General features: G+C 66.3%; 15 protein-coding genes. 8 read left to right on the forward strand and 7 right to left on the reverse strand.

Annotation, left to right across the window (positions count from 1 at the left end; all coding sequences use genetic code 11):
* Window positions 1-57 precede the first annotated feature (57 nt).
* From AB0L58_RS07595 to uraD, 7 genes are read right to left on the reverse strand one after another with little or no spacing between them, the layout of a single operon-like run.
* A complete protein-coding gene (locus tag AB0L58_RS07595) occupies window positions 58-2,391 on the reverse strand; it encodes a molybdopterin cofactor-binding domain-containing protein (RefSeq protein WP_364382726.1) in 2,334 nt (777 codons plus the stop codon).
* Complete coding sequence (locus AB0L58_RS07600; RefSeq protein ID WP_364382729.1) at window positions 2,388-3,845, reverse strand: 8-oxoguanine deaminase; 1,458 nt, start codon at window positions 3,843-3,845, stop codon at window positions 2,388-2,390. The genes AB0L58_RS07595 and AB0L58_RS07600 overlap by 4 nt, the downstream gene beginning before the upstream one ends.
* Complete coding sequence (locus tag AB0L58_RS07605) at window positions 3,842-4,312, reverse strand: (2Fe-2S)-binding protein (protein ID WP_364382732.1); 471 nt, start codon at window positions 4,310-4,312, stop codon at window positions 3,842-3,844. The genes AB0L58_RS07600 and AB0L58_RS07605 overlap by 4 nt, the downstream gene beginning before the upstream one ends.
* Window positions 4,312-5,187, reverse strand: coding sequence for an FAD binding domain-containing protein (locus AB0L58_RS07610; RefSeq protein ID WP_364382735.1), 876 nt, complete (start codon window positions 5,185-5,187; stop codon window positions 4,312-4,314). The genes AB0L58_RS07605 and AB0L58_RS07610 overlap by 1 nt, the downstream gene beginning before the upstream one ends.
* 2 nt (window positions 5,188-5,189) lie before the next feature.
* Entirely contained in the window at window positions 5,190-6,065 is an 876-nt protein-coding gene (gene pucL / locus AB0L58_RS07615) for a factor-independent urate hydroxylase (RefSeq protein ID WP_364382738.1), read from the reverse strand.
* Between the two features lie 3 nt (window positions 6,066-6,068).
* On the reverse strand, window positions 6,069-6,368 hold the full coding sequence (uraH, locus tag AB0L58_RS07620; protein WP_364382741.1) for a hydroxyisourate hydrolase: 300 nt from the start codon (window positions 6,366-6,368) through the stop codon (window positions 6,069-6,071).
* Window positions 6,365-6,877, reverse strand: coding sequence for a 2-oxo-4-hydroxy-4-carboxy-5-ureidoimidazoline decarboxylase (gene uraD / locus AB0L58_RS07625; protein ID WP_364382744.1), 513 nt, complete (start codon window positions 6,875-6,877; stop codon window positions 6,365-6,367). Before uraD ends, uraH begins: the two co-directional genes overlap by 4 nt.
* 168 nt (window positions 6,878-7,045) lie before the next feature.
* On the opposite strand from uraD, the gene AB0L58_RS07630 reads away from it, so the two are divergent.
* The 8 genes from AB0L58_RS07630 (at window position 7,046) to AB0L58_RS07665 (ending at window position 15,624) form a co-directional block, all read left to right on the forward strand.
* Entirely contained in the window at window positions 7,046-8,539 is a 1,494-nt protein-coding gene (locus AB0L58_RS07630) for a PucR family transcriptional regulator ligand-binding domain-containing protein (protein ID WP_364382747.1), read from the forward strand.
* 8 nt (window positions 8,540-8,547) lie between these two features.
* The gene (locus AB0L58_RS07635; RefSeq protein WP_364382750.1) at window positions 8,548-9,372 is read left to right on the forward strand and encodes an alpha/beta fold hydrolase; all 825 of its coding nucleotides are present in this window, start codon (window positions 8,548-8,550) and stop codon (window positions 9,370-9,372) included.
* A 153-nt stretch (window positions 9,373-9,525) separates the two neighbouring features.
* Window positions 9,526-10,134, forward strand: a complete 609-nt coding sequence (locus AB0L58_RS07640) for a hypothetical protein (RefSeq protein ID WP_364382753.1) — start codon at window positions 9,526-9,528, stop codon at window positions 10,132-10,134.
* 149 nt (window positions 10,135-10,283) lie between these two features.
* Complete coding sequence (locus AB0L58_RS07645; RefSeq protein ID WP_364382756.1) at window positions 10,284-10,988, forward strand: WYL domain-containing protein; 705 nt, start codon at window positions 10,284-10,286, stop codon at window positions 10,986-10,988.
* 97 nt (window positions 10,989-11,085) lie between these two features.
* The gene (locus AB0L58_RS07650) at window positions 11,086-11,466 is read left to right on the forward strand and encodes a VOC family protein (RefSeq protein WP_364382759.1); all 381 of its coding nucleotides are present in this window, start codon (window positions 11,086-11,088) and stop codon (window positions 11,464-11,466) included.
* Window positions 11,467-11,663: 197 nt separating this feature from the next.
* On the forward strand, window positions 11,664-13,325 hold the full coding sequence (locus tag AB0L58_RS07655; protein ID WP_364382762.1) for an NTF2-like N-terminal transpeptidase domain-containing protein: 1,662 nt from the start codon (window positions 11,664-11,666) through the stop codon (window positions 13,323-13,325).
* 80 nt (window positions 13,326-13,405) lie between these two features.
* On the forward strand, window positions 13,406-14,122 hold the full coding sequence (locus AB0L58_RS07660) for a response regulator transcription factor (RefSeq protein ID WP_364382765.1): 717 nt from the start codon (window positions 13,406-13,408) through the stop codon (window positions 14,120-14,122).
* Window positions 14,119-15,624: a HAMP domain-containing sensor histidine kinase gene (locus AB0L58_RS07665; protein WP_364382768.1), complete on the forward strand. Its 1,506-nt coding sequence runs from the start codon at window positions 14,119-14,121 to the stop codon at window positions 15,622-15,624. The genes AB0L58_RS07660 and AB0L58_RS07665 overlap by 4 nt, the downstream gene beginning before the upstream one ends.

Genomic DNA, 15,624 nt, shown 5'->3' on the forward strand with positions numbered 1-15,624 from the left:
CGGGTACTGCTGTTGTGGAGTCTGTCCGGTCCACTCCGAACCGGCCGCCCCTGTTGATCAACTGCTCCGGATAATGTCTTCCGGTCGCACCGGCACTCGGTTGATGTGCACGTTTCCACCCCGTGATCGGCACGCGTCACGGATCGCGGCGGCTATCGCGGGGGTAGAGGAGAGCGTGGGCGGCTCTCCGGCGCCGCGCAGCCCGTAGGGAGCGTGCGGATCGGCATTTTCGAGAATCTCCAGCCGCTGTGACGGCGTATCGAGAATCGTCGGAATCAGGTAGTCGGTGAAGGACGGGTTGCGCACCTTACCGGCTTCGACCTGGATTTCCTCCATGACCGCCAGGCCGAGCCCCTGGACGGAGCCGCCGTGGATCTGGCCCTCCAGGGACAGGCGGTTCATGATCTTGCCCACGTCCTGGACCGCGTCCAGGGCGACGACCTTGACCAGGCCGAGGTCTGTGTCCACGTCCACCACCGCGCGGTGTACGCACAGTGCCAGCTGGGTGTGGCTATTTCCTTGCCCCGTAACGGGATCCATACCCGTGGTCGGTCGGTGGTGGTACTCGCGGGTCTCTTCGACAACCCCCTCATCCAGGACATCGACGATCGCCGCGAGCACCTCCCCCGTTCGCGAAACCACCTTGCCGCCGACCAGGCGCAGTCCCGACATGGCACCGAACTCGGCCTGGGCCAGGGCGAGTACGCGCTGACGCACGGCCTCACAGGCCGCCTTCACCGCACCACCGGTCATATAGGTCTGCCGGGAGGCGGACGATGATCCCGAGTCGCCGACCTGGTTGTCGGCCGGGTGGATGGTGACCCGTTCGATACCGAGTTCGGTGCGCGCGATCTGCGCCTCGACCGTCACCAGTCCCTGGCCGACCTCGGCGGCCGCGGTGTGCACGAGCGCAACCGGTTCTCCCGCAATGACTTCCAGCCGCACCCGCGCGGTCGAATAGTCGTCGAAGGCCTCGGAGAAGCAGATGTTCTTGATGCCGACGCCGTAGCCGACACCACGCACCACGCCCTCGCCGTGCGTGGTCTGCGATGCGCCGCCGGGCAGGTTCCGGATATCCGAGGCGTCCAGGTCCGGGGGCATCGGCATATCCCGCAACTGCCCGAGCATTTCGGCCATCGGCGTCGGCGCGTGTAATACCTGACCGGTGGCCAACTTGGAACCCTGTGACACCGCATTGATCTGGCGTACGTGCACCGGATCGAGATCCAGTGCCTCGGCGACCTTGTCCATCATCGACTCGTGTGCGAAACAGGCCTGCACCGCGCCGAATCCGCGCATCGCACCGCACGGCGGATTATTGGTGTAGACACCGTACGCGTCGATCTCGATATGCGGAATCTCGTACGGCCCCACCGCGAGCGAGGACGCGTTGCCGGTGACATTCAGCGTCGCCGAGGTGTACGCGCCACCGTCGAGAACGATGAGAACCTTTGCGTAGGTGAGCTTTCCGGCGGCACTGGCACCATATTCGTAGAGCATCTTCGCCGGGTGCCGGTGCACGTGCCCGAAGAACGACTCCTCGCGGTTGTACACCATCTTGACGGGCCTGCCGGTGCGCATGGCCAGCATGCCCGCGTGGATCTGCATGGACAGGTCTTCACGGCCGCCGAAGGCGCCGCCGACACCGGCCATGGTCATGCGGATCCGGTCGTCGGCCAGGCCGAGGCATGGGCCGATCTGGGACAGATCATTGTGCATCCACTGGGTGGCGACGTAGAAGTCGAGCCCGCCGTCCTCGGCCGGAATCACCAAGCCGGATTCGGGGCCGAGGAATGCCTGGTCCTGAATGCCGACCTCGAATTCCTCGGTGACCACCACGGTGGCCAGTGCGCGGCCCACGGTGATATCGCCGACGCGCACCGGCTGGTGGCGGGCGATACCGCCGCGTTCCTGCACCGCGAGCCGCTTCGGCGCCGAGATCACCGCCATCGGATCGGTAATGGGTTCCAGCACCTCCCAATCGATGTCGATGGCGGCCAGTGCGCGCCGGGCGATCTCGGGATGGTCGGCGGCGACCAGGGCGATGGGTTCACCGTGGTGGCGCACCTCGCCGATGGCCAGGACCGGCTGATCCCAGGTGTGGTCGAGGCCGTACACCTTGCGGCCGGGCACATCCTCATGGGTGAGCACGGCGTGCACACCGGTCATGGCCAGCGCGGGCGCTATATTGATACTGCGGATGATCGCGCGCGGATGCGGGCTGCGCAGGGTCGCACCCCAGAGCATGCCGTCCATCCACAGGTCGGAGGCATAGGCGAACTCGCCCTTGACCTTCAAAGTGCCGTCGGGCCGCAGCGGGCTCTCGCCGACACCGCCCTTACCCGGCGCGGCGACCTCACCCGGGAAGCGGGTGGTCCGTGGGACAGTCATCGTGGCTCCTGTCGCATCAAACGTTTGCGGGCCGCGACGCCGGCCCGGCCGACGACATCCGTCGCGACGGTGCGCAATTCGTCGTTTTCCACAACGGTGCGCCCGCCGACGAGCAGCCGGGCCAGCGGCGGTGTCGGTCCGAAAACCAGGGCACAGACCGGATCCTCGAGCGCCGCGCGGAAACCGTCGACTCGCCAGATGGCGAGGTCGGCGAGTTTGCCGGGCTCGATACTGCCGATCTCGTGGTGGCGGCCGAGATTACGGGCGCCGCCGAGGGTGCCGATCTCGAGCGCCTGGCGTGCGGTGAAGGCCGTCGGGCCGTGGACCGCGCGCTGGAACAGCATGGCCTGACGCATTTCCCCGGCCATCGAGGTCAACTCGCTCGACGCGGCACCGTCCACGCCGAGGCCGACCGGCGCACCGGCGGCCACCAGATCGCTGACCCGGGCGATACCCGCACCGAGTCGGGCATTCGAACTGGGGCAATGCGCGGAGCCGCTACCGGTTTCGGCGAAGCGCCGGATGTCGGCATCGTGCAGGTGCACCGCGTGCGCGAACCAGACGTCCTCGCCGAGCCAGCCCAGCTTCTCCATGTATTCGACCGGGGTGCAGCCCATCTGCTCGATGCAGTGCTCTTCCTCGTCGAGCGTTTCGGCGAGATGGGTATGCAGCCGAACACCTTTGGCGCGCGCCAGCGTCGCGGAATCGATCATCAGACCCTCGCTCACCGAGAACGGTGAGCAGGGCGCGACGGCGACGCGCAGCATCGAATCGAACGACGGATCGTGATATTTGTCGATGACTTCGGCGGTGTGGGTGAGGATTTCGTCGCGACTCTCGACAACCTCGTCCGGCGGCAGGCCGCCGTCGCGCTGTCCGCGGTCCATGGAGCCGCGGCACGGGTGGAAGCGCAGGCCGATCTCGCTTGCCGCGCGCACCTCGGCTTCGAAGAGGTCGCCGCGTCCCTTCGGGAAGATGTAGTGGTGGTCACTGCTGGTGGTACAGCCGGTCAACGCCAGCCAGCCCAGGCCCGCTGCGGCCGCGCCGTAGACGACGTCGGCGTCCATGCGCGCCCAGGTGCGGTAGAGACCGGTCAGCCATTCGAACAGGGTGGAATCCTGGAACAGGCCCTGGCTCGCCCACTGGTAGAGGTGGTGGTGGGTATTGACCAGGCCCGGAGTCACCAGACAGCCGGTGCCGTCGATCTTTTCGGCGCCGGGCACGATCGGTGCCGGCCCCGCGCCGAGGGCTTCGATGCGCCCCTCGGCGATGACGACATATCCGGACGCGATCTCCGCACCGACTACCGGTGCGATGTAGGCATTCTCGATAACGGTCTTGCGCGCACCCGTCACCCGGCCAGCGTCCCGCACGGAATCGCTGCGCGATGCTGTACGCCCACCCGTCACCCGGCCACCGCCCCTCATGGAATCGCTGCGCGATGCTGTACTCATCGGCCCGCCTTACGTGCGGCGGCCAGGCGCACCGCGTCGAGGATCTTCTCGTATCCCGTACAGCGGCAGAGGTTTCCGGCGAGCGCCTCGCGGATCTCCACATCGGAGGGCTCGGGATTGCGTTCGATGAGATCGTGCGCCTGCACGATGAGACCCGGTGTGCAGAAACCGCATTGGACCGCACCGGCCTCGACGAACGCCTCCTGCATCGGATCGAGCTTCGCGCCATTGGCCAGGCCCTCGACGGTACGCACCGAGCGATCCTGCACCTGACCTGCGGCCACCAGGCACGAACACACCGGCGTGCCATCCAAATATACTGTGCACGAACCACATTCGCCTTGCTCACAGGCATTCTTGGAGCCGGGCAAGCCCATGCGCTCGCGCAGCACATAGAGCAGGCTCTCGCCCTCCCACACATCGTCGACGGTCTCTTGCGAGCCATTCACGTCAAAGGTCACACGCATCAGGCCGCCCTCCTTCTTTCTGCCAGGTAGTCCGTCCAGGCCCAGGACAGGGTGCGCCGGGCCAGCACCGTCAAGGCATGTTTGCGGTATTCCGCGGTGCCGCGGACGTCATCGATCGGCTTGGCGGCGGCCGAAACCAGCTCACCGAATTCACGAATGACATCGAATGGCAACGGGGCCGGGTCATCCCAGTCCAGCGCATCGGCGAGGAACCGCTCGGCCGGCGTCGCCCGCAGCGGTGTCGGTCCGGCGGATCCGATGCCGGTACCGACCGTGCGGGTGTGCGGATGCAATGCGATCGAGAACGCGCAGACCGCGATCACCATGGCATTGCGGGTGCCGACCTTGGCGAAGTACTGCGGTCCGGTCGCGGGCTCGATCCAGATGGCGCGGATCAGCTCGTCGGGCGCCAGTGCGTTCTTCTTCACCCAGACGTAGAAGTCGTCGATCGGGATCAGGCGGGTGCCGCCCGCGGCCGACTCCACCTCGATCACCGCATTTGCCGCCAGCAGCGCCGGATGTGCGTCACCGGCCGGAGACGCACCACCGAGATTCCCGCCGACCGTCCCCCGATTGCGGATCTGCGGCGAACCGACCGTGCGCGAGGCCTGGGCCAGACCGGGCAGCTGGTGGCCGAGCCGGTTGATGATGCGCACGTACGGGACGCCCGCGCCGATCCGGATCCGGCCATCGGGCTCGGTCGAGTAGTCGAACAAGTCGCGACAGCGGTTGAGATCGAGTAGTGCCGCCGGACGGCCGCGGTCGAAGTTCATTTCGACCATGACATCGGTGCCGCCCTGGATGGCTTTGGCCTCCGGGTCGGCCGCCTTGAGGTCGAGCGCCTCGGCCCAGGTATCGGGTCGTAGGAAATCCATCGTCACTCCCAAGCCGGTCCGGGAACGGGCGCGTCCTCGGCGAGTACGGTGCCCTCGATCAGGCCGTAGGGGCGGTCGGCGGCGAAGAACACCTCGTTGTCGTTGTCGAGTCCGAAGCCGGACAGGTCCACGGCGAAGTGGTGCTTATTGGGCAGCGACAGCCGGACCTCGCAGACCTCCGGTACCGCGCCGAGCACCCGATCGCCCATGGCGTAGAGCGTCTGCTGCAGCGAGTAGCTGTAGGTATCGGCGAATGCCTCCAGCAGCGCACCACGGACCTCGCGATAGGCCTTGTCCCAGTCCCCCGGTTCGCTCGCGAAACGCCACTGCGCATTGACCTCGGTGGCCAGCACGCGATCATAGGCCTCCCGCAGCGTCGTGTACTTGTCCTTGATGTAGCCGTGGAATTCCGAGCCGGTGGAGTTGAGCACCACCAGCCCCGTCAAACCCGAAACCACCCAGGCGTTTTCGCCGTCGTAGTGCACCCGCGCGGTGCGGGTCTCCTGGCCGGAGCGCACGAACGAATACTGCTTGTCGCCGGGACCGACCACGATGCGCTCCCAGGCATACTCCTCCAGGGAGACCCGCGCATGGCGGATGGGCGGCTGGGAATCGACGAAATGCCTTGCCAGCAAAAGACCGAACGCTTCCGGCGAGGTGATGCCGTGTTCCTTCGCGAAGGCGAATACGGTGTTCTTCTGGGTGTCGGTCGGCAGGACCGTCGCGTTGTCACCGGTCAGGTGGACTTCGTCCATATCGCCGGATAACGCCACACCGACGTTCAGATCCCGGATCTCGTGGACGCCACCGGTTTTCGTCACTCGGACGACCCGGTTCTCGGCTTTGCCGTATCTATTCGGCCCGAGCTTGATCGACATTGTTCAGCTACCTCGGTAGGTCGAGTAGGAATAGGGACTGAGCAGCAGCGGCACGTGGTAGCGCTCGGCTGGGTCGGTGACGCGAAACTCGATGGTCACCGACGGGTAGAACGGGCTGCGGTCACCGGTTTCGAAAATCAGCCGGTGGACACCGATTTCGGGTGCGGGCAGATCCTCGAGACGCCCGTCGGCATCGGTGTGGCGCTCGGCGAGCACGCTGCCGTCGGCCCTTTCCAGCCGCACCGCGAGCCCCGCCGCCGGGCGACCGGATGCCGCATCCAGCACGTGGGTGGACAGACTCACCTGTCCACCAACAGCTTTCGGATTCGCAGCCGGGTGATTTCGGCGAGTTCGCGCTGAGTCGCGATGCGTTCGCCCTCGGCGGTATTCGCCAGGCGCCTGCGTAGTTCGGCGCGGATCTGCTCGGCGGAGCGCCCCGCGGCGCGGATCAGGAAGACGTGTCCGAACCGCTGTTCGTAGGCCAGATTGCCCGCGGCGATGTCATCGAGAGTCTGCCGGTCGGCACCCGTGGTCCCCGACTGCTCACCGGCGGACCACTTGGCCTCGCGCTCGTGCGTGCCCGCCCTCGCGCGGTCGCCGATGCGCGGATGTGCGGACAGCGCCTCCTCGACATCGGGCCAACTCAGTTCCCGTACCCCGGCGACCGCGGCGGCCATCAGGCTCGTGCTGTCCACGTAGGGTCGGTGCGCCGCCATCTGCTGCGCCCAGACATGTGCTGCGCAGCAGGTCAGCAATTCCGCCACGGCCTGGTCCGGAGGCAGTGCGTTGAGCCATCCGATCTCACCGGACATCCGATCTCCCATCGAGCTTGTTCTGCGATGGGAGTAAGTACACCTGCCGTTCATCTGTGCTGCTAGGAACCAGAAATCTGAACTGTGCGCCAGTTCACACGGGCCTGTTTGTGCGAATATCCAAGCGGCGACGAGCTGGCTCAGGATCAGCTGTTAGCCTCGGCAGCTGTGCGACTCAGATCACTTCTCACCATGGATCTCGGTCTCGAGCTCGTCACCGGCGAAGCAGAGCTCGACCGTTTCGTGCGCTGGGTAGTGACCACCGACATGCTCGATCCGAGCCGTTATCTCGCCGGCGGCGAGCTGGTGCTGACCGGCCTGCAATGGCGTCGTACCCCCGAGGACAGCGAGACCTTCGTGCGCGCGCTGGCCCAGGCCGGAGTCGCCGGACTCGCCGCGGGTGACGCCCGCTACGGCGGCGCGCCGCCCGATGTCGTCGAGGCCTGTGATCGGCATCGGATACCGCTGTTCCGTGTCCGCGAGGACATTGCGTTCGCCCAGGTCACCGAGACATTGACCCGGAATCTGTCGACCGGGCGCGCCGCTGATCTGACCGCGATCCTCGATCGCCACCGCCAACTCGTTTCGGGCTCCGGGCTCGGCTCGGTGCTGGAGCTGATCGAACGCGATCTGGGAATGCGCTGTTGGGTCGTCGCGTCCACCGGGCGGGTGGTGGCCGGACCTGCCGAACCACCGCCGGTCGAGGTCACGGCCGCCTTCCTGAACGCCCGCCGCCTCCCCCATGTGCTGGTCCAGGACAAGGCCCGCTTCTCGCTGTTCGCCGTCGACGAGCACAGCACCTCCCGCGCCGCCGACTGGTTCCTGGTCTTCGAAGGCGACTGCAAGGACTGGCCGGAGGAACGTCGCGCCCTGACCGGCGAGCTCGCGGCCGTCGTATCCCTCGAACGCGCACGTCTGGACGATCGCCAGAGCGCCGAGGGCCGCCTCGCCCAGGAACTCATCGAACTCATCGTCTCCGATGCCAAACCCGCCGAAATCATTTCCCGCATGGAACTGACCGGCCTCGGCCCCGCGGAAACCTATGTCGCGGTGGCTGCCGGTGCAGATGCCTTGCGCCCCGGCGAATTACGCGTCCTACTGCGCGAAATCCTGTATGGCAAAAGGCCAGCCGCGGGTGTGGTCGACGGCGAAGCCATCGCGCTCATCCCCGCCGACGGCGCGATAATCGGCGAAATCCACCGCGCCGTAACCGCTTTGGAGCCAGGACTGCAGGGCGCTCACCTCTCGATCGGGGTCAGCGGCATCGTCGACGGCGAAGGCCTGCGCGGCGCCGTGGAAGAAGCCCGCTACGCCCGCCGCCTGGCCGCCGACCGCCCCACTCCCACCAGCGTCGTCGGCCACGACGAACTGGCCACCCATATGCTCCTGCTGGCCAGCGTTCCCGACGAAGTCCGGCGCATGTTCCGCCTGCGCCTACTCGACCCGTTGAGCAGCTACGACCAGGAAAACCGTGCCGAGCTCGTGCACACATTGGAAACCTTCCTCCAGGTGTCCGGCTCGTGGACCAAATGCGCTGAGCTACTTCACGTTCACGTGAATACCTTGCGTTACCGCATCCAACGCATCGAGGAATTGACGGGCCGCGATTTAGCCCGCCTCGAAGACCGCGTCGACTTCTTCCTCGCCCTCGCCCTCCGCTGAAGGAACCCATGGACAGCACGGATCGCTACATCCCGACTCGGCTCGGCACCTTGCACGTCGTCACGACCGGGCACGGCGATCCGCTCGTGATGTGGCCCAGTCTGCTCATGGACGCCGGTCTCTGGGACGCGCAGGTCGCCCACTTCGCCGAGAACTACCTGACCATCGCGGTCGACCCGCCCGGTCACGGAAAATCCGGTCCGCTCACCCGCGGCTTCACCTTCGACGACTGCGCGGGCTGTGTGGTCGATATTCTCGACCACCTCGAACTACCGCGGACCCACTTCATCGGAAACTCCTGGGGCGCCATGATCGGCGGCACCTTCGCCGCCGAATTTCCCGACCGCGTCCGCTCCGCCATCCTGATGAACGGCACGGCCTCTGCGGCCCCGACCGGTCAGAAACTGCAGTATCTGGCGCTGCTGGTCATTGTCCGCATCCTGCGCGGCATCCGCCCGCCGCTCACTCGATCGGTGGTGCGCGCCTTCCTCGGACCGACAACCGAAGCCACGCGTCCCGATGTCGTGCGCCGGGTCCTCGACACCGCCCGTCGCAACAACCCCAAATCGGTCGCTCATGCCGTCCGATCCGTCGTTGTCGAGCGCACGGACCAACGCGACCGCTTCGCCGCGATCACCTGCCCCACACTGGTCGTCGGTGGTCGCGAGGATCGCACCTTTCCGGTACCCGAACTCGAGACCATGGCACGGTCCATTCCCGGCGCGGAGCTCACGGTCATCGAGGATGCCGCGCACCTCGCCGCCGCCGAGGTGCCCGAGGTCGTCAACCAATTGGTCGAAATCTTCCTGACCAACCGCGCCGACGCACACTGACTCGCACCGGTCTTGCGTATGGTCGCACCGCGGCGAACTATTAGCTGTGCGGTGGCCGTGTTCGCGGGCCGTGCGGTCCGAGCACCCGCGGTGGACCACGACGCATCAGGCCTCGCGACCAGCGGAGTGAACCCTCCGCACTAGGAGGACTCGATGTTCATCCAAGTTATTCAAGGAAAGGTTTCCGACGCCGATCGGCTACGTCGCTGTATGGGTCGGTGGAACGAGGAATTGCAGCCGGGTGCCGTCGGCTACCTCGGGACGACCAGCGGGTTGTGCAATGACGGCACGTTCATCGCAATGATGCGGTTCGAATCCGAGGAAGCGGCGCGGCGCAATAGCGCTCGTCCGGAGCAGGGCGCGTGGTGGGCCGAGACCGAGCAGTGCTTCGACGGACCGGTCGCGTTCATGGATTGCCCCGAGGTGACCCAGTGGCTGGGCGGCGGCTCCGATGACGCCGGGTTCGTCCAGGTCATGGAGGGCCATACCCGCAATCCGCGCCGCATGCGCGAACTGCTCGCCGAAGGCACCGAGCGCATCCACGAACTGCGCCCCGAAATTCTGGGCGGCACCTTGGCGACATATGGCAGCGACGGCTACGTAGAGGCCGTCTACTTCACCTCCGAAGCCGAGGCCCGTGCCCACGAAAAGCTGGAGATCCCAGACGATCTGCGCACCCTCTTCGAAGAGGAAAGCGACCTCATGGGCGAAGTCGAATTCTTCGACCTACACGAACCGATGCTGGTCTCCCCCCGCCGCTGACCCGAGCCGTCGCATATCCGGTGACATCCGCGCACCCGCCACCACCTGTGCGCGGCACTCGCTGGGTATGTGACCGCACCCGATCCCACAATGCGCCAGGACAATTCGAACGGGCGTTACCTGTCGGTGGCAGACGCTAGCGTGGCGGCGTGAACCGTACGGATCGGCTGTATGCGATCGTCGAGGAGTTGCGGGCGGTGGCGCCGCGGATGCGGACCGCGCGGGAGTTGGCGCAGCGTTATGAGGTGAGCGTTCGAACGATCGAGCGCGATATCGCGGCACTGCAGCAGGCGAGCATTCCGATCTACGCGGATGTCGGCAGGCGCGGTGGATACGCGCTGGAGAAGAGCATGTCGTTGCCGCCGCTCAACTTCACCCCGGCGGAGGCCGTCGCACTCGCCGTGGCCTTGGCGCGAAGCGAGGCGACACCGTTCGACCAAGCGGGCCGCAGTGCGCTGCGCAAAATTCTCGGGGTGATGTCGGAGCGCAATGCGGCCGCCGCTCGCGACCTCGCGGCACGGGTTCGCCTACTCGATCCGGTGGATGCGGAACCTGCCCAGGCGATTCCCTCGGTCATCGGACAATCGATCGAAGCGGGTCGGGGGCTGCGGATCAGCTATTCGGACCGCTTCGGCGCGGTCAGTGAACGAGAGGTCGAGCCGACGGCATTCCTCAGCGGATCCCACGGCTGGTATCTCATCGCCTGGTGCCGGTTGCGTGGAGAATCCCGCTGCTTCCGGCTGGACCGCATCCGGGCGGTGACCATGACCGATACGCCGGTATCGCCGCGCTCGCTCCCCAACACCCCATCCGATATTCCGGACGATCTCGAACTCCGCACCGTCGCGCTGTGATACGAAATCGGCCGGAAACACCGACAGGGGGTTGTCGCCGCGCCGGGTGATCGTGATCGGGCAAGACACCGATACCCGATCGCGAGGAGACGACACGGTGAGCAGCACTCCCCCTTTCAACACGGTGGCCTGGTTCCAGGTCGGCAGCGATAAGCCGCAGGAGGTCGAGAAGTTCTACGGCGACCTGTTCGGCTGGAGTTTCGCCGCGGATCCGAATGCCGACACCTACGACCTGGTCAGTTATCCCGCGAGCGAAGCACCCAGCGGCGGCATCTCGCGGACCCCCGATGCCTCGGCCAATCACGCGACCTTCTTCGTACTCGTCCAGGATGTGGCGGCCACGGTCGCGGCCGCCGAACGACTGGGCGGAAAGGTGGCGGTCCCGCCGATCACCGGCAAGGACGGCCTCGTCTTCGCACATATCCTCGACACCTCCGGCAACGACTTCGGCGTCTTCAGCCCACCGCCGCAGCCGTGATCCGATCGGACCTCGGCCATCGGCCGGGGTCCTCTCATCGACTCGAACTTTGTTGCGGTAAGCCAAATTAAGCATATTTCGAGTCCATCGCAATTCGGCAGCTATCCGATTTATCGAGTGGATAGCTGCCGAATGTGCGGGCTAGCCTCGAAGTCCACTGCGCTGTGCTATCGGATGCTGACGACCATCAATCACGGTTGAACTCGAGAATCGAGGATCCCGATGAATATGTCCCTGGTCATCGCACCGGACCGCACATGATCCGCGCCCGTTGCTCAGCGGCATTGGGGGCCGTGATCCTCGCGCTGGCACTCGGCGGATGCGCCTGTTCGTTCGGCGAGTATCCGGATGATGCGCGGGTGGTGGTCGAACAGTTCACCGAACTGCTGAACAAGCGGGATGCGGACAAAGCCGCGAAACTGACCTCCCAACCGGGCAATGCCGCCGCATCGCTACGACAGGTATTCGACGGATTGAGTCCGGGTGCTCCGGACTTCCGCTTGACGCAATTCATCGCATTGGATAAGGGGGAGGGCCTGTTCGCCCTGCAGGGCGCATGGGCATTCGGACCCGATCGAAACTGGACATACGATGCGCAGGGCACGGTACGAAAACTGGCGACCGGCTGGCGCATCTCCTGGGACCCCACCATCGTGATGCCGCAGTTGGACAACACCCGCACGGTCCACTTGGTCAAGGCCTATGCGCCGCCGACGCCCGTGGTGAAGGACTGCCTCGGCCAAACGCTGATGACCGAGCAGATCATCGACGTGGTCCGGCTCGACCCCACTCGCATCACCAATCCGGTCGCCACCACCGATGCGCTGGCCAAGGCGATCGAACCGATCGCCCCGCTGATCACCGGGGAGTCCTTACGCGCGCAACTCGCCGCCGCCCAAGGTAAGCCGGTGGTCGCGGTGAATCTGCGACACGACGACTACGAGGTGCTCGAACCGGATATCGCGCCGATTCCCGGGGTGGTGACACAGGCCCAGCCACGGCTGATCTCCGCCGACCGGCGCATCCAATCACCCATGCTCGACGCGCTGCGCACGGCGTGGCAGGACAACCGGGACCGAACCGCGGGCTGGGCGGTGCAGCTCTCGGGAGCCGACGGGCGTCCGATCGCCAACCTCGCCGGACAGCTGGGCGCGCCGGCGCCCGATGTGCCCGCGACCCTGGATCCGCACTGGCAACGCGCCGCCCAGGATGCGGTCAACTACGTCGGGAATCCGACGGCCGTGGTCGTGATCCACCCCGCCACCGGCGCCGTCGTGGCCGCGGCCGACAACAATGCGGCCAGCGCGAACGAATCGATGGCCTTCGCCGGACTCGCCCCGATCGGCGGCACTACCGAACTGCTGCGCACGGCGGCGGCCACCGTCGCACACAAACCGCCGCAGAACGTATCCGTAGACGAGATCACCCAGGCCGCCCGCATGCTCGGTCTCGGCGTCGATTTCGCGCTGCCCGGTGTGGACAAGGCGGGTTCGCGGGTCCCGACTGCGGGCGCCGAAGAGGTCCGACGCGGCGGCCGGACGAACGAAATCCAGGCCAGCCCCTACGGTATGGCGATTCTCGCCGCCGCCATCGCCAATGGACGCATCACGCCACCGATGATCGAAATCGGTCGCCCGGCGACGACTTCCGCCGCGTCGACACCGTTGCCCGCCGACGTGGTCGGCCAACTCCGCGGCCTGATCGGCGGCGGCGGATATATCACCACCACGGGCGGACAGGGCTGGCTGCTGGCGAATACCGGCGAATTGGCCTTCGCACTCCATGTCGAGAATCCGGACAGCCGCGAAACGCTCATTCAGGCAGCCAAACGCATTTTTCATCCGGAACCGGAAAGCTAGTCGCCAGCGGATCGACGGCTCACAGCCAACACCCAGCTTGCATTGAGCTCCGCCGTTGCTCCGCCCGGCACGCTGGTGGAATGAGCAGAGCAGAGCCGGAAGCACGCATTCTCGTCATCGACGATGAGCCGATGATTGTCGAGCTCCTTGCGGTGAGTCTGCGATTCCAGGGGTTCGAGGTGGTCACCGCGACCAGCGGGACGGACGGTCTGGACAAGGTCCGCCGGTTCCGGCCGGACGCGCTGATCGTGGACGTGATGATGCCGGGCATGGACGGGTTCGGGCTGTTGCGACGGCTGCGCGCGGACGGAGTCGATGCGCCGGTGCTGTGCCTGTCCGCACGCGACGAGGTCGACGACAGACTCACCGGACTGAGCCTCGGTGCCGACGATTACGTCACCAAGCCGTTCAGCCTCGAAGAGGTGATCGCCCGGCTGCGGGCCATCCTGCGCCGATCGGGCAGGGATACCGCCACGGACCTGTCGTCCCGCATCACGGTGGGCGATATCGAACTCGACGAGGACAGCCACGAAGTCTGGAAAGCCGGCGTGCCGGTGGCATTGTCACCCACCGAATTCACGCTGCTGCGGTATTTCATGGTGAATTCGGGCAAGGTGCTCAGTAAGACGAAGATTCTGGACCACGTGTGGCGCTACGATTTCGGCGGTGATGCGGGCGTGGTCGAGTCGTATGTGTCGTATCTGCGCCGCAAGGTCGACACCACCGAACCGAAGCTCATCCACACGCTGCGCAGTGTCGGCTATGTGCTGCGCGCACCGCAGCCGAGCCGGATATGAGACGGCGCGAATCACTCGCCCGCCGGGTTTCGGCCATCCCGCTGCGGGTGGGACTCGTTGTCGCCCTGGTCTTCCTCGCGGCCATGGTCCTGCTGTCGACAGGGTTCGCGGTCACCTCCGCTTTGAGTCGATCACTGACCGCGCGCACCGACGAGCAGCTCTACGATGCCGTTCGAACCTGGGCACAGCCGCGTGAGATGAAACAGGTCGTCACGAGTGACGGTGCGACGGTCTGGGTTCCGGTCGACTTACCGCAGGCGCCGACACCTCGGCTGTTCACCGAACAACCCCGCCGCTTCTACGAGCTGCACAAAGGCCCGGAGGGACAGATCTATCCGGGCACTTCGGTCACGGTCGCCAGTACCGGCACCACACCGGATATCGACGGGCGAACGGCGTCGGTCCCCACGACCGTCGGCTCGACCGATGGATCCGAGCTGCAGTGGCGCGCCCTGACCACCAGCAACCAGTACGGCTCGACGACCATCGCGCTACCGCTCACCGATAACCAGGAGACGGTATCGCGATTGATCTACTTCGAACTCGGCACCGGAGCGGCCGCGCTGATCGCGCTCGGTGTGGTCGGATACTTCGTCGTGCGGCGCAGCCTGCGACCGCTGGGCGAGGTCGAGGAGACCGCGGCGGCGATCGCGGGCGGCGATCTGCACCGGCGCGTTCCGGTGCGTGATGTCGATACCGAGGTCGACCGGTTGGCACGGTCGTTGAATGCGATGCTCGCGCAGATCCAGCGCGGTGTCGCCGCCACCGAGGCCTCCGAGGAGGACGCCCGACGCTCCGAACGCCGGATGCGCCAGTTCATCGCCGATGCCAGCCATGAATTGCGCACCCCGCTCACCACGATCCGCGGTTTCGCGGAGCTCTACCGCCAAGGGGCGAGCACCGATGCGTCCATGGTGGTCGGACGCATCGAGGCCGAGGCCGAGCGCATGGGCCTGCTGGTCGAGGACCTGCTCATGCTCGCGCGACTCGATGCCAAACGCCCACTCGACCGAAGCCAAGTGGATCTGCTGACGCTTGCCGGCGATGCCGTGCACAATGCGCAGGCCATGGCGGCGCGGCAGCAGAGCGATCCGCGGCGCCCGATCACCATGGAGGTCCGTCCCGGTGTCGGCACCATGGATGTGACCGGCGACGAGGCCCGACTGCGTCAGGTGCTGGCGAATCTGCTCGGCAACGCGCTGGCCCACACTCCGGCCACCGCCGCGATCACCGTGCGACTCACCCCGTCCGCCGATGAGGTGCGCGTCGATGTCATCGACACCGGGCCCGGCCTCACGCCCGAGGCCGCCGCCCGCGTCTTCGAACGCTTCTATCGCACCGACGACTCGCGCACCAGGGCCAGCGGCGGAACCGGTTTGGGGCTGTCGATCGTGCAGGCCCTCGTCGCGGCACACGGTGGTCGGGTGAGCGTGGACAGTGCACCGGGCGATGGCGCTACCTTCACGGTGATCCTGCCGCGTGCCACAGCCGCCACCCGGTAG

This window comes from Nocardia sp. NPDC052112 (genome assembly GCF_040680135.1).
Lineage (GTDB): Bacteria > Actinomycetota > Actinomycetes > Mycobacteriales > Mycobacteriaceae > Nocardia.